This window comes from Streptomyces sp. McG3 (assembly GCF_018619185.1).
Classification (GTDB): Bacteria; Actinomycetota; Actinomycetes; order Streptomycetales; family Streptomycetaceae; genus Streptomyces.
On sequence record NZ_JAAXYC010000032.1, the window covers coordinates 12343 to 36258 of the forward strand.

Below are 23916 nucleotides of genomic sequence, written 5' to 3' on the forward strand. Positions count from 1 at the left end.
CGCCTACCGCCGCTCGTGCACCCGCACCACCCGCAGAGCCGGCGAGCGTGCGATGTCCTTCTCGCAGAACCGGGACGTCACCCAGCGCTCACCCGCGTACAGCCGGGTCTGGTCGCTGTGGTGCGGTGACTTCACGTTCTCCGACTGGGAGTACGTCAGCAGCGTCCGGGCCACCGGGCAGCGGCTGTCGTCCCAGCCGACCGCCTGGATGTAGCTGGAGCCTGCCGACACCTCCGGGTAGCCGCCGGCCGCCGCGTTCCACACCGGCTCGGTCTTGTTCCAGATGCCCAGCGACTCCGTCCCGCCGCCGATCGGGAACCGCTTGCCGTTCCGCACGACGAACTGGTGCTCGCCCAGCGGCGCGTCCAGCGCGATGCCCGCCGCCCGCAGCTCCGCCACCGCGTCCGCCAGTGCCCGGCCCACGCCGGGTGCGGCCGTGTTCAGGCCGCGCGGGGTGCGCACCGGGTCGGCCGGGTCGAACGGCGTCCTCCACAGCTCGGCGGCGGGTACCGACGACGCCTTCCGCCAGAACCGGTCGAAGAGCAGCGCGCCCCTGCTGTCGCTGTCCACGGTCCGGTCCCAGCGCCGCACCACCCCGCAGGCCGCCGACACGTCGACCGGCGTCCCGTCGGTGCCCACGGCCGTGCCGCCCGGCAGGGCCGCACACCACTTCGCCGTCCCGGAGGCGGCCAGATCCCCGGCGGGCGCACGGTTGGCGAACTGCTGCCGCTGGAGGTCCCCGACCCGGAGCCTGCCCCGGTCCGCCATCGACGCGACGTCCTCGACCGCGCCGCGCGTCCGCAACGACCGGGGCGTCGCGATCGTGCCGAAGACCCGCTCGTACCCGGCCAGCGGCCGGTCCGCGTTCGTCAGCCACGCGCTGTCGTTGGAGTTCTCCACGTACGGCTGGTTCTTCAGTACAGGCATCCGGCCCGGGCCGAAGATCCCCGGCCGCACCGCGTCCGGGTCGCTTCCCAGCGCGCAGTCCGCCCTCGACCCGTCCAGCACCGCGAGGCCGGACGCGGGGTAGGTGGCCCGGCCCAGCGGGGTCGAGCAGCGCTCCGCCAGCTCGTCCGTGATCCTCGGCAGCACCTGCGACTGGGCGAAGAACGAGTGCCCCGCCCGGTCCGCGGCGATCGTGTTCACCCACGGCATGCCCTGCGACCGGTGCAGCGCACGCTCGACGTCACCCGTGGAGCGGGCCTTGCCGAAGCCCAGACCGGTGTCCGCCATCCGCAGATTCGTCGCGTTCGGGTCGTTCAGCGCGTACGCCGTGCTCGCCGTCCACGGCAACGGCAGCCCCGCGCCCATCGAGGTGACCACCGGCCCGTAGCGGGTCCACCACTGGGTGCGGGTCACGTCGGCCCCGCCCTTCACCGGGACGCTCACTGTCCGCTTCGTCATCCGCTCCCGCTCGCCGTCCACCAGATAGGCGGTCGGGTCGGCCGGATCGAGGGTGAGCTGATGCAGGTTCAGCGTGACGCCCGTGGCGACCGTATGGCTCCACGCCACATCGGCGTTGTGCCCGATCGAGATCGTCGTCGAGCCCAGCAAGGACGCACCCGACACGTTCAGCTCGCCGGGGATCGTCTGCTGCGCCTGCCAGAAGCGGCGCCCGCCCTGCCACGGGTAGTGCGGGTTGCCGAGCAGCAGCCCGCGCCCGTTCACCGTGGTGGAGCCGCCGAAGGCCACCGCGTTGGACCCCATGTCCGCGTTCTGCGTCGACAGCAGCCGCTCCGCCGCCGTCGCCGCCTCCTCGGGCGTGACCCCGGCCGCCGGGGGAGCGGCGGTCGGCGGCCGGGCGGCCGTGATGCCGTCGATCCCGCGCCCCTGGCCGCCGAGCACCGCCAGCGCGTAGCCGCGCGCCGCCACGTCCAGCGCCGTCACCGGGCGCACCCAGGACGCGCCCCGGCAGGCCGGGTCGGTGATCCGGTTCTGCGCGATCCACGCGTTGTACCCGGCGGCGAACCCGCGCATCGTCTCCTTGACGTCCCGGCTCGGACCGGCGGGCGCGGGCTCCTTGAGCAGCTTCTCCACCGTGCCGGAGTCCCGGACGCCCCGGAAGTACAGGTCGCTGGAGAGGTTCGTCGCCGCCGAGGAGAGGGAGTAGTCCGTGGCGGCGTCCGGGCCGAAGAACCTCGACCGCTCCCCGCGCACCGTGAGGAAGCCGTCCGCCAGCGTGCACACCTGGTCGGCGGCCTGCGCCCAGCCGGTGCCGAACCCCAGCCGCGCGTAGTCCTTCGCCACGATGTGCGGAATGCCGTACTCCGTGTACCGGATGACGGCGGAGAGACCGCCCCCGGACGGGTGCCGCGACCCGGGGGCCCCGGACGCGGCGGCCGGCGGCAGCGAGGCCGACACGGTGAACAGGGCGAGACCGGCGACCCCGAGCAGTCTCAGACGGTTGCGTAACGTCAAGGTGTTCCTCCCAGCGGTACGGGTGGCACGGCGGCCGGTCCGGACCGTCCGAACGGCCAAGCGCCACTCAGCCAGGGAGCCCCGGGAGCTGTCAACCGTCTGGTCGGTATCCAGCCTCTTGACCCCCGGGGGCCGGGCCGCACAGGATCACGCCATGACAGGTGTACGCAGCAGCACAGTCGACGGCGTCCTCACCCGCAGCGCCCGGCGCAGCCCCGACCGGACCGCCGTGCGGTACGCGGGCCGGGCCTGGACCTACCGCTCCCTGGACGCCGCCGTCTCCACGGCCGCCGCCGTCCTCACCGAGGAGCACGGACTCGCCCCCGGCGACCGGGTGGCCGCATACGCGCACAACTCCGACGCCTATCTGATCGGCTTCCTCGCCTGCGCACGGGCCGGGTTCGTCCACGTACCGGTCAACCAGAACCTCACCGGTGACGACCTGGCCTACCTCCTCGACCAGTCCGGCTCCTCCCTCGTCCTGACCGACCCGGACCTCGCCGCGCGGCTCCCCGCCGGACTCCCGGTGCGCGCGCTGCGCGACGACCCCGGCTCGCTGCTCGACGCCCTGGAGGCGGAACGGGCGTTCACCCCCCTGCTCCCGCCCGCCTCCGACGATCTGGTGCAGCTGCTGTACACCTCCGGGACCACCGCGCTGCCCAAGGGCGCGATGATGACGCACGGGGCCCTGGTCCACGAGTACGTCAGCGCGATCACCGCGCTCGGCCTCGCCGCGGACGACCGGCCCGTGCACTCCCTGCCGCTCTACCACTCCGCCCAGATGCATGTGTTCCTGCTGCCGTATCTGGCGGTCGGCGCGGAGAACACCATCCTGGACGCCCCGGACGCCGCCACGATCTTCGACCTCGTGGAAGCGGGGGAGGCCGACAGCCTGTTCGCTCCGCCCACGGTCTGGATCGGCCTCGCCAACCACCCGGAGTTCGCCGGCCGCGACCTCTCCGGTCTGCGCAAGGCGTTCTACGGGGCCTCGATCATGCCCGTGCCCGTCCTGGAGCGACTGCGCGCACGCCTCCCGCACCTGGCCTTCTTCAACTGCTTCGGTCAGAGCGAGATCGGCCCCCTGGCCACCGTGCTGGGCCCCGACGAGCACGAGGGCCGGATGGAGTCCTGCGGCCGGCCCGTCCTCTTCGTGGAGGCGCGGGTCGTCGACGAGAAGGGCGAGGACGTCCCCGACGGCACCGCCGGCGAGGTCGTCTACCGCTCGCCCCAACTGTGCTCCGGCTACTGGGACAAGCCCGAGGAGACGGCGGACGCCTTCCGCGACGGCTGGTTCCACTCGGGCGACCTCGCGGTCCGCGACGCCGAGGGCTTCCTCACCGTCGTCGACCGGGTCAAGGACGTCATCAACTCCGGCGGCGTCCTGGTCGCCTCCCGTCAGGTCGAGGACGCGCTCTACACCCACCCCGCCGTCGCCGAGACCGCCGTCATCGGCCTCCCCGACGACCGCTGGATCGAGGCCGTCACCGCCGTCGTCGTCCTGCGCGGCGAGGCGGACGAGAGCGAACTCGTCGCCCACGCACGCGAGAAGCTCCCCGCCTTCAAAGCGCCCAAGCGGGTCGTGTTCGTGGCGGCGCTCCCGCGCAACGCCAGCGGAAAGATCCTCAAGCGGCAACTGAGGGACGAGCTGGCCTGAGCCCGGTCGCCTGTTCGGTGCGCAGCGCCGTGGCGGTCCGGGTCCGGGCGGCCCGGCCGGCGGGAAGCAGCGCACCGAGGACGCCGATGAGCAGGCCGCCCCGTGCCAACGGGAGCAATTCGGCGGCCCTGTACACGGCGACGACGGAACCGGGAAGACGCGGCCCCACGCTGTCGCCCATCGCGGGAAGGACCCAGCCGTGCAGGCCCACGCCGAGAGGCACACCCAGGCCGGCTGAACAGCGCCGGCCCTTCGCCCCGCCCCGCCACTACAGCCGCCCCGCCTCCACGATCCGCCGCAGGAACCGCTGCGTGCGCTCCTGGCGCGGCGCGCCGAACACCTCCTCGGGCGTGCCGCGTTCCAGCACCACCCCGGCGTCCAGGAAGCACACCTGGTCGGCGACCTCGCGCGCGAACGCCATCTCGTGGGTGGCGATGACCATCGTCATGCCGTCCTCCTTCACCTCCCGTACGAGACCCAGCACCTCGCCCACCAGTTCCGGGTCCAGGGCGGCCGTGACCTCGTCCAGGAGGAGCAGCCGGGGGCGTACCGCCAGCGCCCGGACGATCGCGGCCCGCTGCTGCTGACCGCCGCTGAGCCGGTCCGGGTACTCGTCCGCCTTCGCCCCGAGCCCCAGCCGTTCCAGCAGCTCCCGGGCCTCCGCCTCGGCCCGGGGCCGGGTCAGCCCGTGGACGCGGCGAGGGGCCAGGGTGATGTTCTGCAGGACGGTCAGATGCGGGAAGAGGTTGTACGCCTGGAACACCACGCCGATCCGGCGGCGCACCGCGTCCGCGTCGGCCCGGGGATCGGTGATCTCCTCGCCCTCCAGCCAGATCGCCCCGTCGTCGATCTCCTCCAGGAGATTGGCGCAGCGCAGCAGGGTCGACTTCCCGGACCCCGAAGCGCCGATCAGGGCGGTCACCGTGTGTGGGGCGACCTCCAGATCGACGTCCCGCAGCACCGGCGACGCCCCGAACGACTTGCGGACCGCCTCCATCCGCAGTACCGGAGAGGCTGATTCCGGCGCCGGTGGCACGCTCATACGATCCCTCCCTGGGCCCGCCGCCGGTCCATCCGGGCCGTCACCCAGTCGGTGAGCCGGGTCATCGGGATGGTCAGCGCCACGAAGACCAGACCCGCGACGACGTACGGGGTGTAGTTGAAGTCCTTGCTCGCGATGATCTGCGCCGCGTACACGGCGTCCACCGCCCCGGCGATCGAGACGAGCCCGGTGTCCTTCTGGAGCGACACCAGGTCGTTCAGCAGCGGCGGCACCACCCGGCGCACCGCCTGCGGCAGCACCACGAAGCGCAGCGCCTGCCCGCCGCTCAGCCCCAGCGATCGCGCCGCCGCCCGCTGCGAGGGGTGCACGGACTCGATGCCGGCCCGGAAGACCTCGGCGACGTACGCCGAGTACGTCAGTACCAGCGCACCGCCGCCCAGCAGCACCGGATCGTTGGTCACCCCCTCCAGCCGCAGGGCGGGCACCCCGAACACCACCATCAGCAGGCAGATGATGAGCGGCAGCCCCCGGAAGAAGTCCGTGTACGCGGTGGCCAGGGCCCGCACCGGGAAGAACACCGGCCCGCGCAGGGTGCGCGCCACCGCCAGCAGCAGGCCGAACACCAGGACGGCCGCACCGCACACGGCCAGCAGCCGGAGGTTCAGCCACAGCCCCTCCATGACCTGCGGGAAGGCGACGCGCGCGTAATGGGCGCTGAAGAACGTCTCCTTGGTACGGGTCCAGCCGGGCGAGCCGGTGATCAGCAGGAACAACACCGCGCCCGTCACCAGGGTGCTGGCCGCGGCGATCGCGGTGGCCCGCCGGGTGCGGGCCCGCCGGTACCGCTCGCGGGCGATCCGGCGCTCGGAGGGGACGTAGCCGTCCTCGCGGACGGCCGGCGTCTTGTACAGGGTCACTTGAGCACCGGCGCGTCGACGGCCTCGGAAAGCCACTTCTTCTCCAGGGCGGCGAGCGTGCCGTCGTCCCGCAGGGCGTCCACCGCACCGCTGACACAGGAGGTGAGCGTGCTCTCCCGGTCCAGGACCAGACCGAACCGCTCGGAGTCACCGGCGGGCGCGGCGAACTGGCCCACCACCTCGGCCTCCGGCACCTCGGCCCCGGTGATGTAGAAGGCGGTCGGCAGGTCCACGACGATGGCGTCCACCTGTCCGGTCTTCAGCGCCGATTTGGCGAAGTCGTTGCGCTGGTAGACGGCGGGCTTCTCGCTCGGCTTCACCAGGTCGGTGATGAAGTCGAGGCTGGTGGTGCCCACCTGCGCGCCGAGCTTCACGTCCTTGAGGTCGGCCACCCGCGTCGCCTTCGCGGCCTTCGACGACTTCAGCGCGACGACGGCCTGGCGCACGTCGTAGTAGCCGGAGGAGAAGGCGACGGCCTTCTTCCGCTCCTCACTGATGGAGACCTGGTTGATGTCGAAGTCGAACTTCTTCGCGCCGGGCGCGAAGGCGCTGTTGAACGGTGTGTGCTGCCACACCACCGCGTCGCGGTCGTAACCGAGCTCCTTCGCCACGGCGTACGCCACCGCCGACTCGAAGCCCTTCCCGTTGGACGGCTCGTCGTCGGAGAACCAGGGGGCGTACGCGGGCTTGTCGGTGCCCACGGTCAGCTTGCCGGACACCTGGGTGGCGAGCTTGCCGGGAGCGCAGGACGCCGACGTGCCGGCGGCCCTGTCCGGTGCCTTCTCCTCCGCTTGCGGGGCACAGCCCGTGAGGGCGGCCGAGAGGGCGACGGCGGAGCAGAGGGCGGTGACCAGGGACCGGTTGGCGAGATGTATAGCGGGAGACTGACAGTGCCCGGCCCTCCCTGTCGAGACTTCCCGGCAGCTGTCCGCATCGTGGGAACGGGTGTTGCGATGGTGTGAACACGCCGGTCAACGGTGCCGTCTCAGCCCGTGCCGGGCTCCCGCAGATCCACGATCCGCCGGATCTTGCCCACCGAGCGTTCCAGCGACTCCGGATCCACGATCTCGACGCTCACCGACACCCCGACGCCGTCCTTCACCGCCGCCGCGATGGCCAGGGCGGCCTTCTCCCGGTCGGCCGCCGTGGCGTCCGCCCGCGCCTCCGCCCGGACGGTGAGCGCGTCGAGCCGCCCCTGCCGGGTCAGCCGCAGCTGGAAGTGCGGGGCGACGGCCGGCGTACGCAGCACGATCTCCTCGATCTGGGTGGGGAAGAGGTTCACCCCGCGCAGGATCACCATGTCGTCGCTGCGGCCGGTGACCTTCTCCATCCGGCGGAACGTCCGCGCCGTCCCCGGCAGCAGCCGCGTCAGATCCCGGGTGCGGTAACGGATCACCGGCATCGCCTCCTTGGTCAGCGAGGTGAAGACCAGCTCCCCCTCCTCGCCGTCGGGCAGCACCTCACCGGTGAACGGGTCCACGACCTCGGGATAGAAGTGGTCCTCCCAGATGTGCAGCCCGTCCTTCGTCTCCACGCACTCCTGCGCGACCCCCGGGCCCATCACCTCGGAGAGCCCGTATATGTCGACCGCGTCGATGGCGAACCGTTCCTCGATCTCCCGGCGCATCCCCTCGGTCCACGGCTCCGCGCCGAAGATCCCGACCTTGAGCGACGTGGAGCGCGGATCGACGCCCTGCCGCTCGAACTCGTCCAGCAGCGTCAGCATGTACGAGGGCGTGATCATGATGATCTCGGGCCGGAAGTCCTGGATCAGCCGGACCTGGCGTGCGGTCATGCCCCCGGACGCCGGGATCACCGTGCAACCGAGCCGTTCGGCCCCGTAGTGCGCCCCGAGCCCGCCGGTGAACAGCCCGTATCCGTAGGCCACATGAACCTTGTGGCCGGGCCGCCCGCCCGCCGCCCGGATCGAACGGGCCACCACGTCCGCCCAGGTGTCCAGGTCCCGTTCGGTGTACCCGACGACCGTCGGACGCCCCGTCGTGCCGCTGGAGGCGTGGATCCTGCGCACCTCGTGCTCCGGCACCGCGAACATCCCGAAGGGGTAGTTGTCCCGCAGATCCGCCTTCACGGTGAACGGGAAGCGGGCCAGATCGGCGAGTGACCGGCAGTCCTCGGGCCGCAGCCCCGCGCTGTCGAAGGCGTTCCGGTAGAAGGGGACGTTGTCGTACGCGTGGCGCAGCGTGGACCGGAGCCGCTCCAGTTGCAGGGCCTCCAGTTCGCCACGGCCGAGCCGTTCCGCCGCGTCCAGCATGGCCGTCATCCGGGCCCTTCCCTCCGAAACAGGCGGCCAACACGTGACGAACGGGCCGCAAGGGGGCGACCGATCATTCGGTCGATCTTCCTGGGAGCAGTAATTCAGGCGGCCGGGGGTGCTGGCAAGAGGTACGCGGGGTTCGCGGCCGATCAGCCCGCGGCGAAGTCCGGTGCGCCCGCTCACGGCTTCCTGTTTGGATGGGAGCATGCCGATCTTCTCCGCGCACGACACGACCCCGCTCGCCTGTCACCTGGTGGGGGAGGGGGAGCCGCTGATCTGCCTGCCCGGCGGGCCGATGCGGGCGAGCGCCTATCTCGGTGACCTCGGAGGGCTCGCCGCCCGGCGGCAGCTCGTGTCGCTGGACCTCCGCGGCACCGGCGACTCCGGTGTGCCCGAGGACCCCTCGACGTACCGCTGCGACCGCCTCGTGGACGATGTGGAGGCGCTGCGCGAACACCTGGGCCTCGACCGGATCGACGTACTGGCGCATTCCGCCGGGGCCGACCTGGCCCTGCTGTACGCGGCCCGCCACCCGGACCGGCTGCGCACCCTGACCCTCGTCACGCCCAGCACCCGGGCCGTGGGCATCGAGATCAGCGACCAGGACCTGCGCGAGGCCGCCGAGTTGCGGCGCGACGAGCCCTGGTACCCCGAGGCCAGGGCCGCCCAGGAGGCGCTGCTCGCCGGCGGACCGTTCGCCGAGCTGTGGCCCGCCGTCCGGCCCCTCACCTACGGCCGCTGGGACGCGGCTGCCCGCGCCCACGCCGAAGCCTCCGCCGGGCAGACCAACGCGGAGGCACGCGGCCACTACGCCGGAGAAGGGGGCCCCGACCCCGCCGCCACCGCCGGGGCCCTGCGCGCACTGGCCGTGCCGGTCCTCGTCCTCGCCGGGGAGTACGACGGCCATCCGAGCCCGGACCGGGCCACGGAGCTCGCCGCGCTCTTCCCGGGCGCCGAGTTCGTCGTCCAGCGGGGCGCCGGGCACTTCCCGTGGCTGGACGACCCGGGAGCCTTCGCCCGTACGGTGGAGGCCTTCCTCGACCCCGACATCCGTACGGTGCAGGCGGGCGGGGTCCGGCTGGCGTACCGGGTGTGGGGCGAGGAGCCGTCCCCGCCCGTCGTCCTGCTGCACGGCCGGGCGGGCTCCAGCGGGACCTGGACGCGGATCGCGGAGGACCTGGCCGCCGACCACCGCGTGTACGCCCCCGATTTCCGGGGCCACGGGCTGAGCGACTGGCCCGGCCGCTACTCCTTCGAGATGTTCCGCGACGACCTGCACGCCTTCCTGGAGGCCCGCAACCTGGCCGGCGCGACCGTCGTCGGGCACTCCATGGGCGGGGTGGCCGCCTACCTCCTGGCCCAGCGGGAACCGGGCCTGATCGGCCGGCTCGTCATCGAGGACGCGCCGCCCCTCCACCCGCTCGACCCGCCCCGGCCGCCCTCCGTCCGCCCGGAGGGCGCGCTCGACTTCGACTGGCCCGTCGTCCCCGACACCGACGCCCAGCTGGGCGACCCGGACCCGGCCGTCCGTAGGCGGTTCCCGGACATCACCGCGCCCACCCTCGTCATCGGCGGCGGCCCCACCAGCCACATCGACCAGGGGCATCTCGCACAACTGGTCCGGGCGATACCGGACGCCGAGCTGGTCACCATCGACGCCGGGCACCTGATCCACACGGAACGGCCGGAGGAGTTCCTCGCGGCGATCCGGTCGTTCGGGCTCGCCTGATCCGGCCGGATGCGGCCAAGTCCACCGGCGGCGGGAGTTGTTGCGCGGCTTCCGATGAATGATCCTGAGAAGCACGGCGGTAGGGGGACGAGGCCGCGCGGAACGAAAGAAGGGACGGCGCGTGCTCACCGAAGCGGAATTCCGGACCGATGCCCTTCAGCCGAGCGACCGGTTCGCCTGCTGGCAGCAGTACATGAACAACGTCATCGCGCCCATGGAGATCACCAGTTCCCACGCCGACGACTTCTGGGCCGACCACCGGCTCCTGCGCATAGAGGACACCCTCCTGTGGCCCGCCCGCCTGCACGCGTCCCGCTTCCGGCGCACGCCCCGGCTGATCCGGCAGTCGGACCCGGGACTGCTCCACATGACGCTGGTGCTGCCCGGCAGCGGGACCATGCACGTCGAACAGGGCGGGGTGCGCAGCGACGTCGCAGCGCACGACCTCTACTTCCTCGACACGTCCAGACCCAGCGGCGTCAGGACCGACGACGAGCCGATCGTGGGGGTGGGCGTGGACATCCCCCGGTCGCTGCTGCCCCTTCCGATGAACACGTCCCTGGACGAGGTGCTGGGCCGGTGCCTGTCCGGCCGTCACGGCTTCGGCGCGCTGCTCACCCAGTTCGTCACCCATCTGGTGGACCGGGCGGACGACTACGGTCCCGCCGACGTGGCCCGGCTGCACCGGGTCCTGCTCGACCTGGCGGCCGGACTGCTCGCCGGCGAGCTCGACCGGGAGACGGTCCTGTCGCCGGAGTCCCGCACCCGCAACCTCGTCCTGGCCATCCGCTCCTTCATCGGCAGCAATTTCCACGACCCCCGGCTCACCCCGGGGGCCGTCGCCGCCGCGCACTACATCTCCACCCGGCAGCTGCACCGGCTGTTCCACCGGGAGGGCACCACGGTGGCCGACCTCATCCGGAGCCGCCGCCTCGAACGGGCCCTCCTGGACCTCGCCGACCCCCGCCTCGTCGACACCCCGGTGCACACGATCGCCGCGCGTTGCGGCTTCGGCGCCCCCGCCCACTTCAGCCGGGTGTTCAGGGCCGCCCAGGGCATGTCCCCCCGTGACTACCGCGAGGCCAGGCTTCGGGAGCGAACAGACCCGGTGCGCTGAACGGCCGGGAGTACCGGGGCGAGTTCCTCCTCTCCTCTGCTCACCGCGGACGCGGTCCGACCACGTGACAGGTCAGGACGCGGCCGTCGCCGGTGCCCAGGAGGAGGCGGCCGGGGCCGGTGACGGTCAGGTCGGTGGGAATGACGGGGACCCCGCGAACGTGGACGTGTCCTCGGGCGCTGAGCGTGCCGGTCGTCGCGTCCAGGGCCAGCAGCTCACCGTTGCTCAGGGCCACGAGGACGGTGCGGGTGGAAGGGTCGCTGTTCCGGACCGAGCGGGCAAGGGCTTGAGGGGGCGGACACAGGAGCGGCAACCGGGCGCCGGAGGGGCCGGCCCCGGCCCGGCGCGGACCGGAGCTGTGGCGGACTGTGCCCTGAGTCCGGTCGGTGCGGACGGATGGAGTCCGTGAGAGGTGCGAAGACCTCGGCGGCCTCGGGCAGTGTGGGGTCGGGCGCACGGCGCACCCCCGTGGCGACGGGCGCCCGACACTCACCAGTCTGCGGATCACCACCCGCTCTGTCCTTGACGATCGGCGACCGGGCGTTGACCATCAGCGCCCGGGCCGCTTCCCGCGGAGGCCCCCTCGCAGTGCCCGCACCTCGCAGCGCCCGCCGTCCGCAGTCCCGAGCGATCCCGGCAGTGGCCCGTCAGGGCCGGTCGGCCCCCGCCGCCACCGCTTTCGCCCAGCGGTAGTCCGCCTTGCCGCTGGGCGAACGCTGGATCCGGTCGGCGAGCACCAGCGCGCGGGGGATCTTGTAGCCGGCGAGCCGGGTCCGGCAGTGCGCCTGTAGCTCGTCCAAGGTCAACGCGCTTGCTTCCTTCCGCAGTTGGACCACGGCGGCGACCCGGTTGCCCCAGCGTTCGTCGGGTACGCCCGCGACGAGCGCGTCGTACACGTCCGGATGGGACTTGAGCGCCTGCTCGACCTCCTCCGGATACACCTTCTCGCCCCCGGTGTTGATGCACTGGGAGCCCCGGCCGAGCACGGTGACGATGCCGTCCGCGTCCACGGTCGCCATGTCGCCCAGCAGCACCCACCGCTCCTCGCCCCTGCGGAAGAAGGTGGCGGCGGTCTTGGCCGGGTCGTTGTAGTAGCCGAGCGGGACATGCCCGCGCTGGGCGATGCGGCCCGGCTCGCCCGGGACCACCGGCTCGTAGGTCACCGGATCGACCACGGCCGTACGGGCGTTGACCTGCACCCGGAACCCCTTCTCCGGTCCCGAGTCGGCGGTGGCCGTGCCGTTGAAACCGGACTCGGAGGAGCCGAAGTTGTTCAGCAGCATCACGGTCGGCACGAGCGCCTGGAACTCCGCCCGCACCGAGTCCGACATGATCGCCCCGGAGCTGGACACGGAGAACAGCGACGAGCAGTCCGTCCCGCGCAACGACCCCTTCAGGCAGTCGATCAGCGGGCGCAGCATCGCGTCGCCGACCAGCGAGACACTGGTGACCCTCTCCTTCTCGATCGTCCGCAGCACCTCGGCGGGCACGAACTTGCGGTGCACGACGACGCGTTGTCCGAAGTTGAAGCCGATGAAAGCGGTCAGCGTCGAGGTCCCGTGCATCAGTGGCGGGGTGGGGAAGAAGGTGATCCCGTCACCGCCCGCGGCGACCCGCTCCGCCAGCTCCTGCGGCGCCTTCACCGGCTCGCCGGTCGGGGCGCCGCCGCCCAGGCCGGAGAAGAACAGGTCCTCCTGACGCCACATCACGCCCTTCGGCATCCCGGTCGTGCCGCCGGTGTAGATGATGAACTGGTCGTCGGCGGAGCGGGGTGCGAAGCCGCGCCCGGCCGCGCCCGACGCCTCCGCCTCGGCGAACGGCACGACCGGCACGGCCGGTGGCGCGGCGGGGTCGGGCCCCACCCGGATCAGGTGGCGCAGGCCCGGGGCCTGCGGGGCGGCCGCCGTGACCCGCTCGTCGAACTCGCCGTCGAAGACCAGCGCCGCCAGGTCAGCATCCCGGTAGAGGTAAACCAACTCCTCCTCGACATAACGGTAGTTGACGTTCACCGGAACGATCCGTGCCTTGAGGGCTCCCAGCACCGTCTGGAGGTATTCGACCCCGTTGTAGAGGTGCAGCCCCAGATGCTCGCCCGGCCTGACCCCCGCGTCGATCAGGTGGTGGGCGATCCGGTTGGCGGCGGCGTCCAGCTCCGCGTACGTGAGCCGCCGCTCCGCACCCGTACCGGGGTGGTCGACGTACAGGAGCGCCTCGCGGTCGGGCACCGCGTCGACGACCGATTCGAACAGGTCGGCAAGGTTGTACTCCACCGTTCCTCCTGACCCCGGGTGACTGGCGACTCGGCCGTCATTAGAGCGCCGGGCGGCACAACTGGGAAGGGGTGGCGTCGAAACAATCTGACGAGCTGTCAGAAATCTATTGAACTGCGTCCCCTCCTCCTGCAACCTGTTCCAGTCTGGAGAACAGGAGTCGGTCATGGGCGGTACGGAACACCTCACCGTGCGGCGCGAAGGCGCCACGCTGGTGCTCACCTTGAACAGACCACAGGCCAGGAACGCGCTCTCGTTGCCGATGCTCGTCGGCCTGTACGACGGCTGGCTCGCGGCCGACGCGGACGACACGGTCCGCTCCGTCGTCCTGACCGGAGCGGGCGGCGCGTTCTGCGCCGGGATGGACCTCAAGGCGCTCGCGGGCGGCGGAATGGAGGGGGAGGAGTACCGGGACCGGATGACGGCCGACCCGGACCTCCACTGGAAGGCGATGCTGCGCCACCACCGCCCGCGCAAACCGGTGATCGCCGCCGTGGAGGGCCCCTGTGTCGCGGGCGGCACCGAGATCCTCCAGGGCACCGACATCCGCGTCGCCGGAGCGGGAGCCACCTTCGGGCTCTTCGAGGTCCGCCGCGGCCTCTTCCCGATCGGCGGCTCCACGGTCCGGCTGCCCCGTCAGATCCCCCGCACCCACGCCCTCGAAATGCTCCTCACCGGCCGCGCGTACACCGCCGACGAGGCCGCCGCCATCGGGCTCATCGGCAGGGTCGTGCCCGACGGAACAGCCCTGGAGGAGGCCCTCGCCGTCGCCGAACGGGTCAACGCCTGCGGGCCGCTCGCCGTCGAGGCCGTCAAGGCCTCGGTCTACGAGGGCGCGGAGCTGACCGAGACCGAGGCGCTGGCCGCCGAACTCAAGCGCGGCTGGCCCGTGTTCGCCACCGAGGACGCCAAGGAAGGCGCACGCGCGTTCGCCGAGAAGCGCCCGCCCGTCTACCGACGTGCCTGAGCGCACGGCACTCGGCTTCCCGCCCCAGGCCCTCTCACCAAGGAGGCAGTAGCCATGTCCGACGTCCTCAGCGCCCCGCTGGTGGTCGAATTCCCCTTCACCCGCTCGCTCGGGCCCGTCCAGAGCGCCTTCCTCACCGGACTGCGCGAACGCACCGTCCTCGGTGTCCGCACGGAGGGCGGCACGGTGCTCGTGCCGCCCGTGGAGTACGACCCCGTCACCGCGAACGAGATCGGCGACCTCGTCGAGGTCGCCCCCACCGGCACCGTCACCACCTGGGCCTGGAACCCGGACCCACGCCGTGACCAGCCCCTCGGCACGCCCTTCGCCTGGGTGCTCGTCCGCCTCGACGGGGCCGGCACCGCGCTCCTGCACGCACTCGACGCGCCGGGCCCGGACGCCGTGCGCACCGGCATGCGCGTCCGCATCCGCTGGGCCGCGACGCGCACCGGAGCCATCACCGACATCGCCTGCTTCGAACCGTACGACGGCGAGCCCGGCAGCCCCGAACCCGCGCCGCACACAGGGGAGTTCACCGACCCCGTCACCGGCATCGTCACCCCGGCCCGCCTCGACTACGTCCACACACCGGGCCGCGCCCAGAGCGCCTACCTCACCGCCCTCGAAGGCCACCGCACCGTGGGCGAACGCTGCCCCGCCTGCCGCAAGGTCTACGTCCCGCCACGCGGAGCCTGCCCCACCTGTGGGGTCGCCACCGCCGAACAGGTCGAGGTGGGCCCGCGCGGCACGGTCACCACCTTCTGCATCGTCAACATCAAGGCCAAGAATCTCGACATCGAAGTCCCGTACGTCTACGCCCACATCGCCCTCGACGGCGCCGACCTGGCCCTGCACGGGCGCATCGCCGGAATCCCGTACGACCAGGTGCGCATGGGGCTGCGCGTCGAACCCGTCTGGGTGGAGGGCGCCCGCCACCCGGACCACTACCGGCCCACCGGGGAGCCCGACGCCGACTACGACACGTACAAGGAGCTGGTGTAGATGCGGGACGTGGCCATCGTCGCCTTCGCCCAGACCGCACACCGGCGGCGCACCGACGAACTCTCCGAGGTCGACCTGCTGATGCCCGTCCTCCACGAGGTGCTCGGCGCGACCGGCCTCAAGGCGAACGAGATCGGGTTCACCTGCTCCGGCTCCGCCGACTACCTCGCCGGGCGGGCCTTCTCCTTCACCATGGCGCTCGACGGCGTCGGCGCGCATCCGCCCATCTCCGAGTCCCACGTCGAGATGGACGGGGCCTGGGCCCTGTACGAGGCGTGGGTGAAGATCCAGACCGGCGAGGCGGACACCGCGCTCGTCTACTCCTACGGCAAGTCATCGCCCGGCCGGGTCCGCGACGTCCTCACCCGCCAGCTCGACCCCTACTACCTCGCCCCGCTCTGGCCCGACTCGGTCGCGCTCGCCGCCCTCCAGGCGCAGGCCCTCATCGACGCGGGCGCCACCGACGAAGGAGCCCTCGCCGAGGTCGCCGCCCGCAACCGCACCGCAGCCGCCGGCAACCCGAACGCCCAGCTCACCGGCGACGTCCCCGCGGGCGACTACCTGGTGCACCCGCTGCGCACCGGCGACTGCCCGCCCATCGGCGACGGGGCCGCCGCCGTGGTCCTCGCCGCCGGGGACACCGCCCGCGCCCTGTGCGCGCGGCCCGCCTGGATCCGGGGCATCGACCACCGCATCGAGGCGCACGGCCTCGGCGTCCGCGACCTGACCGACAGCCCCTCCGCGCGACTCGCCGCCCAGCACGCCGGAGCCTTCGAACGGCCCGTCGACACAGCCGAGTTGCACGCCCCTTTCACCTCGCAGGAGGTCGTCCTGCGCAAGGCCCTCGGGCTCGGCGACGACGTCCGCGTGAACCCCTCCGGCGGTGCGCTCGCCGCCAACCCCGTGATGGCCGCCGGGCTGATCCGGCTCGGCGAGGCCGCCGCCCGCATCCACCGGGGCGAGTCCGACCGGGCGCTCGCGCACGCCACCTCCGGCCCCTGCCTGCAACAGAACCTGGTCGCCGTCCTGGAAGGGGAGAGCGCTCATGCGTAAGGAGCCCGTCGCCGTCGTCGGCATCGGCCAGACCAAACACGTCGCCGCCCGGCACGACGTGTCCATCGCCGGACTGGTCCGCGAGGCCGCCGTCCGGGCGCTGGAGGACGCCGGACTGACCTGGAGCGACATCGACGCCGTCGTGATCGGCAAGGCCCCCGACTTCTTCGAGGGCGTCATGATGCCGGAGCTCTACCTCGCCGACGCCCTCGGTGCCGTGGGCAAGCCCATGCTCCGCGTCCACACGGCGGGCTCGGTCGGCGGCTCCACCGCGCTGGTCGCCGCCAACCTCGTCGCCGCCCGCGTACACCGCACCGTCCTCACCCTCGCCTTCGAGAAGCAGTCCGAGTCCAACGCCATGTGGGGCCTCTCCCTGCCCGTCCCCTTCCAGCAGCCACTGCTGGCCGGGGCGGGCGGCTTCTTCGCCCCGCACGTGCGCGCGTACATGCGGCGTACCGGAGCACCCGACGAGGTCGGATCGCTCGTCGCGTACAAGGACCGGCGCAACGCGCTGAAGAACCCCTACGCGCACCTCCACGACCACGACATCACCCTGGAGAAGGTCCGGGCGGCCCCCATGCTCTGGGATCCGATCCGCTACTCCGAGACCTGTCCCTCCTCCGACGGGGCCTGCGCCATGATCCTCACCGACCGCGACGGCGCGGCCCGCTCGCCCCACCCGCCCGCCTGGGTGCACGGCGGGGCCATGCGCAGCGAACCGACCCTGTTCGCGGGCAAGGACTTCGTCTCCCCGCAGGCCGGCAAGGACTGTGCCGCCGACGTCTACCGGCAGGCCCGCATCACCGACCCGCGCCGGGAGATCGACGCCGTCGAGATGTACGTACCGTTCTCCTGGTACGAGCCGATGTGGCTGGAGAACCTCGGCTTCGCCGAGGAGGGCGAGGGCTGGAAGCTCACCGAGGCGGGCGTCACCGAACTCGACGGCGACCTTCCGGTCAACCCTTCGGGCGGTGTCCTGTCCACCAATCCCATCGGCGCGTCCGGCATGATCCGCTTCGCCGAGGCGGCCCTCCAGGTGCGGGGGAGAGCCGGGGAGCACCAGATCGACGGGGCCACCAGGGCGCTCGGCCACGCCTATGGCGGAGGGGCCCAGTTCTTCGCCATGTGGCTCGTCGGAGCGGAGCCCCCGCCCGGCTGAGGGAGAGCGGTGGGCCCGGTCCCGCGCGGCCCGGGCCCGGCTCCGCAACGTGAGCCGGGACACGTAACATGGCAGCATGTCCTTCCTCCGCCGCCGTAGCGCCGCAACACCCGCGGGCCCGGACTTCGACGTCCTGGCCATGGACCCCGGGGACTGGCCCGGCAACCTCGGCGCCGGTCTGCTCCCCGCCCCCGACGGCAGCTGCCAGGGCGTCTTCCTCCGTTACGACCTGTACGGCGGCCGGGGCCCGGCGATGATCATCGGCAATCTCCCGGAAGGCTCGCCCGCCCGTGAGACCGAGGAGGGCCAGGTCCCCTTCGAGGTGGCCCAGCTGCTCCTCGCCCTGGAGAACGACGAGCCGATCGAGGTCGTCAGCTCCGAGGACGTCCCCGTCATGCAGGGCGACAACCTGCTGATCGTCCGCCGCGTCAAGCTCTCCGAGAGCCGTATCGCCTGCGTCCAGTTCGACCGCAGCGACGGTGTCCTCGTGACCATCGCCAGCTGGGACCGGCCGATCACCGACGATCTCTACACCCTGCTCAAGCCCCTGCCCGCAGAGTTGTTCCAGCAGGGCTGAAACGTCCCTGCGCAAGGCCGCCCGGATTGGTCCGGGCGGCCTTTTCCGTTGTCCGGGCGGGTATCCGGCCCTACCCCGCGCCCGGGTGACCGGCGGTCCGAGCGGTAGGGCTAAGGTAGAAAGCGAAACGACTGTTCAAGTTGTAGCGATCGTTCAAGTTGATGGATCGTTCACCGCGAAGGGTCGTCCCTACGCCTGCCTTCCGGAGGTCCGCGCATGACCAACCCCTATGGCGTCCTGTTCCGGACGCCCGGATCGAGGGCCTTCACCGCCGCCGGGTTCGTCGCCCGCATGCCCCTGTCCATGGCGGGCATCGGCATCATCGCGATGGTGTCCCAGATGCGCGGTGACTACGGTCTCGCCGGAGCCGTCTCCGCCACCTTCACCCTGTCCATGGCCCTGTGCGGTCCGCGGATCTCCCGGGCGGTCGACCGCCGGGGCCAGAGCCGGGTGCTGCCGCCCGTCGCCGGACTGAGCGTGATCGCGCTCGGCGCGCTGCTGCTCTGCGCCCGGTACGACGCACCCGCCTGGACCCTTTTCGGCTGCGCGGCGGTAGCCGGCGCGATGCCCAACATGGCGGCGATGGTGCGTGCCCGCTGGACCCACGCCCTCAAGGGCTCCGGCCGGCTGCACACCGCCTACTCGCTCGAATCGGTCGTCGACGAACTCACCTTCGTCGTGGGTCCCGCACTCTCGGTGGCCCTGTGCACCGCACTGTTCCCCGAGGCGGGGCCGCTGGTCGCCGGGGTACTGCTGATACTCGGCGTCCTCATGTTCGTCCCGCAGAAGCGCACCGAGCCGCCGGTGGTCCGGCCCGCCGACGGCCACCCGCGAAGCGGCTCGGCGATCCGCGGCGGAGCACTCCGCCTGCTGGCCCTCACACTCGCGGCCGGCGGCGCCATCGTCGGCACCGTCGACGTCGTGAGCGTCTCGTTCGCCGAACAGCAGGGCTCACCCGCCGGCGCGGGAATCGTCCTCTCGGTCTACGCGGCCGGATCCGCCGTCGCCGGGCTGGTCTTCGGGACGCTCAAGCTCACCACGCCGTTGCCGCGGCTGCTCGTCATCGGCACCGCCGGGACGGCGCTCACGACCCTTCCCCTGCTGCTCGTCGGGGACATCGTCTCGCTGTCCGCTGCCGTCTTCCTCCCGGGCCTCTTCTTCGCGCCTACCATGATCGTGGTGATGGGGCTGGTGGAGAGGACGGTGCCGCCCGCCGCACTCACCGAGGGCATGACCTGGGCCATCACCGGACTCAGCGTGGGCGTCGCGTCCGGCGCCGCGGTGTCGGGAGCGATCGTCGACCGCTTCGGTCCCGGCGGCGGCTTCGCCGTCGCCGTCGCCGCGGGCGTGGCCGCCCTGCTGACGGCGGTGTGCGCCCGGCGTCCGCTGGAGCGCGGTCTCCGGGAGCGTACGGACCGCGAATCCGGGGAACCGGCCGAGGCTCCCGGAAGGCCCGCGCACTGACCGGGGGCCCGTGCCCCCGCACACCCGCCGTCCCATCCGCCACGACGCCCGGAGGCACCGTGCACGCACCGCAGACCGACGGACGCCTGCTCAAAGGCGAGCGACGGAAGGAGGAACTGATCGAGGCCACGCTCCAGGTGGTCGCCCGGGAAGGAGTCGCGGGCGTCAGTCACCGGGCGGTCGCGCGCGAGGCGGGCCTGCCCGCCACCGCCGCGGCCTACCACTTCACGAGCATCGACGACCTGCTCACCGGCGCGCTCACCCGCTGCATGGAGCAGGACGCGGACCGCATGCTCCGGCTGGCCGAGGAGACCGACGGCGGCCCCGAGGGCATCACCGCGCTCGCGGAGCTCCTGGCACAGGTCGTCAAGGGCCCCGGACGGCTGCTCGCGGAGTACGAGCTGTACCTGCTCGCGGCCCGCCGCCCGGAGCTCCGCGGCCCCACCCGGCACTGGCTGGAGGCCATCGCCGCGTACGGCCGCCGCTACACCGACGACCCGGTCCGGGTACAGGTGCTCAAGGGCGTCATCGACGGCCTGCTGCTCCAGGGGCTGCTGACCGACACCCCTCCGACAGCGGCGGAGTTCGAGGCGGTGCTCCGGCACGTCCTGCTCTGAGCCCCCGCCCCGTACGTTTCCGCCACCGGTCGCGGCCCGCCGTCCGTTCCTCCGTACGGCGGGCCGCGTCCCGGAGAACTACACCGGGCTGCCCGCGAGTTGGGCCATCATCCGGGTCACCTGCGCTGCCGAGGTGCCCAGACCCGTGGGGCCGCTCAGATGCCAGGGGGTGTCGTTGCCCCGTCGCAGGTCCTCCTCACGGTAGCGGCGGCAGCCCCGGTGCCAGATCAGGATCCCCGCGATCCAGTGCTCGAGCTCCCGCACATAGCCCTCCAGGATCTCCCGGGCCTCGGCGTCGAGGCCGAAGTCGTCGTACAGCAGCGGGAGTTCGACCTCGGCGACATGCAGGAACTGCCGCAGCCGCGAGTTCATCAGGTCGTGCACGATCGCCACGCCCGTCGGATAGTCCACGCCGAAGAAGTTCTGCACGACCAGGACGCCGTTGTGCACCTCGCCCTCGTACTCGATCTCCTTCTGGTACGAGAACAGATCGTTCATCAGGCACGCGTAGTCCGCCGCCGCGTTCTCCAGGGAACGCATCGGACCACTGCGGTAGACCTCGGCAGGAACCTTCCTGCCGTGCCCGAGCCGGCACAGGCTCATCGTCAGGTCCGAACCGAACGTCGCCCGCCGCATCTCGATGTAGTCCACCGGATCGGGGATACGGTTCTGCGCCTGGTTCGCCAGCTCCCACAGCCAGCTCTCGGTCATCGACTCGATCGCCGTCCGGAAGGTGCGCCGCCCGCTCAGGTCCATCGGGGCGGCCGTCCTGTGCCACAGGTCGCCCAGACTCCGCTCCAGGGCGTTCACCGGCTCCGGCGTCCCCCCGCCGTCCAGCGGCATGAACAGCGACAGCCGCTCGTTGGCCAGCCGTGCTCCCGCCAGGTCCCGGGCCCGCCCGTGCACGACCGGGAACCAGTCGTCGCCGTACGTACCCCAGGCCAGCCACCCCGAGGACAGGTCCAGTTCGTCCGGGGTCGCGTCCGGATCCAGCCCCGCCGCGCACAGCGGCAGGTCGATCGCGACGATCCGCCGCTCGTCCCAGATGTGCGAGCCCGGCACGCCCGGCTGGGCCTCCAGGATGCCCATCCGCCGCGCCCAGTCGACGATCCGGACCCGGGCCCCCTCCAGGTGCGGGCTCAGCGTCGTTCCGAACGGCAGGTCGAAATCCGGCAGCAGGGAGGGGCCCACGTGCTGGTACGGCACATGGCTCTGGCTGCGGGCCCGCGCGGTCTCCGAGCGGAGCGTGAACCTGATGGAGGCGGCGGACATGCCGAAGCCGGCCACGGCCTCGCCCGCGCCGCCGCCGTTCATGTAGCGGCTGGAGCGCATGTGCCACTCGTGGCCGCCGGACTGCCAGTCCTGGAGTCCCTTGACGTACGCCAGCACGGCCGTGGTCTGCGCCGGGTCCAGGCCCTTCTCGGCGCAGAGCGGGCCGAGTTCGGTCAGTGCGGTGTTCTCGAACTGCTGGAGCCGTGAGGTCAGCAGGTCGTTGACCGCCTCGGCGGCCTCCTGCGTGGAGCAGCCGAGGAACTTCTCCAGCACCAGCACGCCGTTGCTGTTCTCCCCCTCGTCCTCCACCTCGCGCTGGTAGGAGAAGAGGTCGTTGCGCAGGTGCACCCCGTCGGAGAACGCGTCCCGCAGCACCCGCAGCGGGCGGGCGTCGGCGACCGCGGCGGGCACCTCGGCGTTGGCCGCGTACTCCACCAGACCCGCCGACCAGGGCGCGCCGCCCACTTTGCGGCGCATCTCGATGTACTCGACGGGGTTCGCGATGCGGCCCTCGTGGATGTTGGCGAGCTCCCACAGGGACTCGTTGAGGAGGTTCTCCGTCGCTTCCGCGAACCGGGCCCGCCAGGCGTCCGACATCGAGGGGACCGTGCGCGCCCACAGATCGGCGAGCCCCGCCTCGACGGGGTTCTCGGGCTCCGGAGTCGGGGCGCCGCGCTCCATCGGCATGAAGGCGGGCAGGCGGTCCAGATACCGCTTGCCGCCCTCCCGGTCGGGCGTGCGCTTGAACAGTTCCAGGAAGTGGTCGTCGAAGAAGAAGACCCACACGTACCAGTCGGTGACCAGCGAGAGCGCCTCGGCCGAGCAGTCGGGGTGGGTGTAGGCGCACAGGAGGGCGTAGTCGTGCGCCTCCAGGTCCTTCTCCTCCCAGATGCCGGATCCCTCCAGCATCCCCATGGAGCGGGCCCACGCCCGGGTGTGCGTGCGTGCCGCCTCCACATGAGGGTTGAGCCGCGCCGGATACGGAACATAGAAGTCCGGCAGTGAGAAGGGCTGTGCCATGTGCGTCAGGCCTTTCCAGAAGCCTCCACGCGGGGAAACGCGCGGACCGGTGGTGTCCGCGCAGCACTACCCTTCGGCCATACGGAGCACGCACGACGGCGAATAGTCACATGATCGCAGCGTCTGTGCGTGCTCGGAAGGCGGTCGTTCGTCAGTCGGTCGTTCGGGAGCCGGTCGCTCAGTAGGCGGAGTCGACGTTGTCGATCGAGCCGTACCGGTCCGCGGCGTAGTTGGCGGCGGCGGTGATGTTGGCGACCGGGTCGGTGAGCTTCTTCGGGGTGCCCTTGACGTGGTAGGTGTCGAAGGTGGGCTGGATCACCTGGAGGAGGCCCTTGGAGGGAATGCCGTTCTGCGCGTTGATGTCCCAGTCGTTCACGGCGTTCGGGTTGCCGCTGGACTCGCGCATGATGTTGCGGTGCAGCCCCTCGTAGGAGCCGGGGATGTTCTTCTTCTCCATGATGTCGAGCGACTCGCGGATCCAGCCGTCGAGGTTGTTCGCGAACTTCTTGGGCGCGGGGGCCTTGCGCTCGGTGGAGCGGTTGGCGGCCTGCTTCTCGGAGCGCGCCTCTGCGGCGTCCTTCTCCGCGGTCGCCTTGCGGGCGGCAGCGGCCTTCTTCGCGGCGGCTTCCTTGGCGGCGGTCTCCTGAGCGGCCTTCTTGGCCGCCGCGTCCTTCGCCGTGGGGATGCCCGCGGCGGCGACCGGCTCCACGGAGATGGAGGACCGGGTCGCCGTGGTCTGCGCCTCGCTCGGGCCGCCGGTGGCGGCTATGGCGCTGACGGAACCGGCCGCGACGAGCACGGCGGTGGCGATCTTGTGCGAGCGGGTGATGCGCAGGGTGGAGATGCGGGGCATGCGTGAGCTCTTCCTATGGGGGACGGGCTTCGCGGCCTTCGCGCCGCGTCGGCAGGAACCGGGATGTCCGGGCCGCGGCCGCCGGTGGGCGATCGACGCTGGCTCGTACTCGGTGCTTGCCGGGATCCATGGTTAGCGGGCACCGACATAGGAAGCAATGACCGCCTTTACTACTCTTCATCGTGAGATGCCAATTTATGAGCCATATGGGCGGTTCGTTACGCCGGACGAGAGGTATCGCGCCTACTACCGGAGGTCGTAGGTGACGTGGGTCTCGTGGCGGGCCTCACCCGCGGGGGACCCCGGGGCGGCACAGGGTCAACGCCCGGTCACGGGGAGATACGGCCCGGAAGGGCTCTCGTCGCCGCACGGGCCTCGGGCGGCTTCGGCCCAGGAGCGTCGGCGTCAGCTCGGCCGGGCGGTGGCGGACAGGCCCCGGAACGCACGACAGCGCGCCGCGGGACCGGTGTGTCGGCACCGGTCCCGCAGCGCGCTTCTTCTTCACAGTGGTCTGATCACTGTGGTTCTCGGCAAGGCGGGCCGTATCCC

General features: G+C 71.9%; 19 protein-coding genes. 10 read left to right on the forward strand and 9 right to left on the reverse strand.

What is annotated here, in order from left to right; genetic code table 11:
• Nucleotides 1-3 precede the first annotated feature (3 nt).
• Nucleotides 4-2418 carry an acylase gene (locus tag HET64_RS08170; RefSeq protein WP_215103386.1) on the reverse strand — a complete coding sequence of 805 codons (2415 nt, stop codon included), beginning with the start codon at nucleotides 2416-2418 and terminating at the stop codon, nucleotides 4-6.
• A gap of 154 nt (nucleotides 2419-2572) precedes the next feature.
• On the opposite strand from HET64_RS08170, the gene HET64_RS08175 reads away from it, so the two are divergent.
• Nucleotides 2573-4072, forward strand: coding sequence for an acyl-CoA synthetase (locus HET64_RS08175; protein ID WP_215103387.1), 1500 nt, complete (start codon nucleotides 2573-2575; stop codon nucleotides 4070-4072).
• Between the two features lie 268 nt (nucleotides 4073-4340).
• Here HET64_RS08175 and HET64_RS08180 read toward each other — a convergent pair whose 3' ends face one another.
• From HET64_RS08180 to paaK, 4 genes are all read right to left on the reverse strand, one after another.
• Entirely contained in the window at nucleotides 4341-5114 is a 774-nt protein-coding gene (locus tag HET64_RS08180) for an amino acid ABC transporter ATP-binding protein (RefSeq protein ID WP_215103388.1), read from the reverse strand.
• On the reverse strand, nucleotides 5111-5992 hold the full coding sequence (locus tag HET64_RS08185) for an amino acid ABC transporter permease (protein ID WP_215103389.1): 882 nt from the start codon (nucleotides 5990-5992) through the stop codon (nucleotides 5111-5113). Before HET64_RS08185 ends, HET64_RS08180 begins: the two co-directional genes overlap by 4 nt.
• A complete protein-coding gene (locus HET64_RS08190; protein WP_215103410.1) occupies nucleotides 5989-6867 on the reverse strand; it encodes an ABC transporter substrate-binding protein in 879 nt (292 codons plus the stop codon). Before HET64_RS08190 ends, HET64_RS08185 begins: the two co-directional genes overlap by 4 nt.
• A gap of 110 nt (nucleotides 6868-6977) precedes the next feature.
• A complete protein-coding gene (gene paaK / locus HET64_RS08195) occupies nucleotides 6978-8273 on the reverse strand; it encodes a phenylacetate--CoA ligase PaaK (RefSeq protein WP_215103390.1) in 1296 nt (431 codons plus the stop codon).
• Nucleotides 8274-8472: 199 nt separating this feature from the next.
• Between paaK and HET64_RS08200 the strand changes: the two genes are divergently transcribed.
• Together HET64_RS08200 and HET64_RS08205 are read left to right on the forward strand one after the other, a co-directional pair.
• Nucleotides 8473-9996, forward strand: coding sequence for an alpha/beta fold hydrolase (locus HET64_RS08200; protein WP_215103391.1), 1524 nt, complete (start codon nucleotides 8473-8475; stop codon nucleotides 9994-9996).
• A 121-nt stretch (nucleotides 9997-10117) separates the two neighbouring features.
• Nucleotides 10118-11113 carry a helix-turn-helix domain-containing protein gene (locus HET64_RS08205; protein WP_215103392.1) on the forward strand — a complete coding sequence of 332 codons (996 nt, stop codon included), beginning with the start codon at nucleotides 10118-10120 and terminating at the stop codon, nucleotides 11111-11113.
• 40 nt (nucleotides 11114-11153) lie between these two features.
• On the opposite strand, the gene HET64_RS08210 is transcribed toward HET64_RS08205, so the two are convergent.
• Both HET64_RS08210 and HET64_RS08215 read right to left on the reverse strand, forming a co-directional pair.
• The gene (locus HET64_RS08210) at nucleotides 11154-11348 is read right to left on the reverse strand and encodes a hypothetical protein (protein WP_215103393.1); all 195 of its coding nucleotides are present in this window, start codon (nucleotides 11346-11348) and stop codon (nucleotides 11154-11156) included.
• A gap of 412 nt (nucleotides 11349-11760) precedes the next feature.
• Nucleotides 11761-13383, reverse strand: coding sequence for an acyl-CoA synthetase (locus tag HET64_RS08215; protein ID WP_215103394.1), 1623 nt, complete (start codon nucleotides 13381-13383; stop codon nucleotides 11761-11763).
• Between the two features lie 166 nt (nucleotides 13384-13549).
• Between HET64_RS08215 and HET64_RS08220 the strand changes: the two genes are divergently transcribed.
• From HET64_RS08220 to HET64_RS08250, 7 genes are all read left to right on the forward strand, one after another.
• On the forward strand, nucleotides 13550-14350 hold the full coding sequence (locus HET64_RS08220; RefSeq protein WP_215103395.1) for a crotonase/enoyl-CoA hydratase family protein: 801 nt from the start codon (nucleotides 13550-13552) through the stop codon (nucleotides 14348-14350).
• Nucleotides 14351-14404: 54 nt separating this feature from the next.
• On the forward strand, nucleotides 14405-15352 hold the full coding sequence (locus HET64_RS08225; protein ID WP_215103396.1) for a Zn-ribbon domain-containing OB-fold protein: 948 nt from the start codon (nucleotides 14405-14407) through the stop codon (nucleotides 15350-15352).
• The gene (locus HET64_RS08230; RefSeq protein WP_215103397.1) at nucleotides 15353-16405 is read left to right on the forward strand and encodes a thiolase domain-containing protein; all 1053 of its coding nucleotides are present in this window, start codon (nucleotides 15353-15355) and stop codon (nucleotides 16403-16405) included.
• Complete coding sequence (locus tag HET64_RS08235) at nucleotides 16398-17564, forward strand: thiolase domain-containing protein (protein WP_215103398.1); 1167 nt, start codon at nucleotides 16398-16400, stop codon at nucleotides 17562-17564. Before HET64_RS08230 ends, HET64_RS08235 begins: the two co-directional genes overlap by 8 nt.
• Nucleotides 17565-17640: 76 nt before the next feature.
• On the forward strand, nucleotides 17641-18141 hold the full coding sequence (locus HET64_RS08240; protein ID WP_003971159.1) for a hypothetical protein: 501 nt from the start codon (nucleotides 17641-17643) through the stop codon (nucleotides 18139-18141).
• Between the two features lie 216 nt (nucleotides 18142-18357).
• Nucleotides 18358-19605, forward strand: a complete 1248-nt coding sequence (locus tag HET64_RS08245) for an MFS transporter (RefSeq protein ID WP_215103399.1) — start codon at nucleotides 18358-18360, stop codon at nucleotides 19603-19605.
• 59 nt (nucleotides 19606-19664) lie between these two features.
• Nucleotides 19665-20222, forward strand: a complete 558-nt coding sequence (locus HET64_RS08250) for a TetR/AcrR family transcriptional regulator (RefSeq protein ID WP_215103400.1) — start codon at nucleotides 19665-19667, stop codon at nucleotides 20220-20222.
• Between the two features lie 78 nt (nucleotides 20223-20300).
• On the opposite strand, the gene HET64_RS08255 is transcribed toward HET64_RS08250, so the two are convergent.
• A complete protein-coding gene (locus HET64_RS08255) occupies nucleotides 20301-22514 on the reverse strand; it encodes a germacradienol/geosmin synthase (RefSeq protein ID WP_215103401.1) in 2214 nt (737 codons plus the stop codon).
• 178 nt (nucleotides 22515-22692) lie between these two features.
• Nucleotides 22693-23367 carry a transglycosylase SLT domain-containing protein gene (locus HET64_RS08260; protein WP_215103402.1) on the reverse strand — a complete coding sequence of 225 codons (675 nt, stop codon included), beginning with the start codon at nucleotides 23365-23367 and terminating at the stop codon, nucleotides 22693-22695.
• Nucleotides 23368-23916: the final 549 nt, after the last annotated feature.

Bases quoted from the DNA above. Each gene is read 5' to 3' on its own strand.
- HET64_RS08175 (WP_215103387.1), top strand. From the start codon at position 2,573: ATGACAGGTGTACGCAGCAGCACAGTCGACGGCGTCCTCACCCGCAGC.
- HET64_RS08180 (WP_215103388.1), bottom strand. From the start codon at position 5,114: ATGAGCGTGCCACCGGCGCCGGAATCAGCCTCTCCGGTACTGCGGATG.
- paaK (WP_215103390.1), bottom strand. From the start codon at position 8,273: ATGACGGCCATGCTGGACGCGGCGGAACGGCTCGGCCGTGGCGAACTG.
- HET64_RS08200 (WP_215103391.1), top strand. From the start codon at position 8,473: ATGCCGATCTTCTCCGCGCACGACACGACCCCGCTCGCCTGTCACCTG.
- HET64_RS08220 (WP_215103395.1), top strand. From the start codon at position 13,550: ATGGGCGGTACGGAACACCTCACCGTGCGGCGCGAAGGCGCCACGCTG.
- HET64_RS08225 (WP_215103396.1), top strand. From the start codon at position 14,405: ATGTCCGACGTCCTCAGCGCCCCGCTGGTGGTCGAATTCCCCTTCACC.
- HET64_RS08230 (WP_215103397.1), top strand. From the start codon at position 15,353: ATGCGGGACGTGGCCATCGTCGCCTTCGCCCAGACCGCACACCGGCGG.
- HET64_RS08235 (WP_215103398.1), top strand. From the start codon at position 16,398: ATGCGTAAGGAGCCCGTCGCCGTCGTCGGCATCGGCCAGACCAAACAC.
- HET64_RS08240 (WP_003971159.1), top strand. From the start codon at position 17,641: ATGTCCTTCCTCCGCCGCCGTAGCGCCGCAACACCCGCGGGCCCGGAC.
- HET64_RS08245 (WP_215103399.1), top strand. From the start codon at position 18,358: ATGACCAACCCCTATGGCGTCCTGTTCCGGACGCCCGGATCGAGGGCC.
- HET64_RS08255 (WP_215103401.1), bottom strand. From the start codon at position 22,514: ATGGCACAGCCCTTCTCACTGCCGGACTTCTATGTTCCGTATCCGGCG.
- HET64_RS08260 (WP_215103402.1), bottom strand. From the start codon at position 23,367: ATGCCCCGCATCTCCACCCTGCGCATCACCCGCTCGCACAAGATCGCC.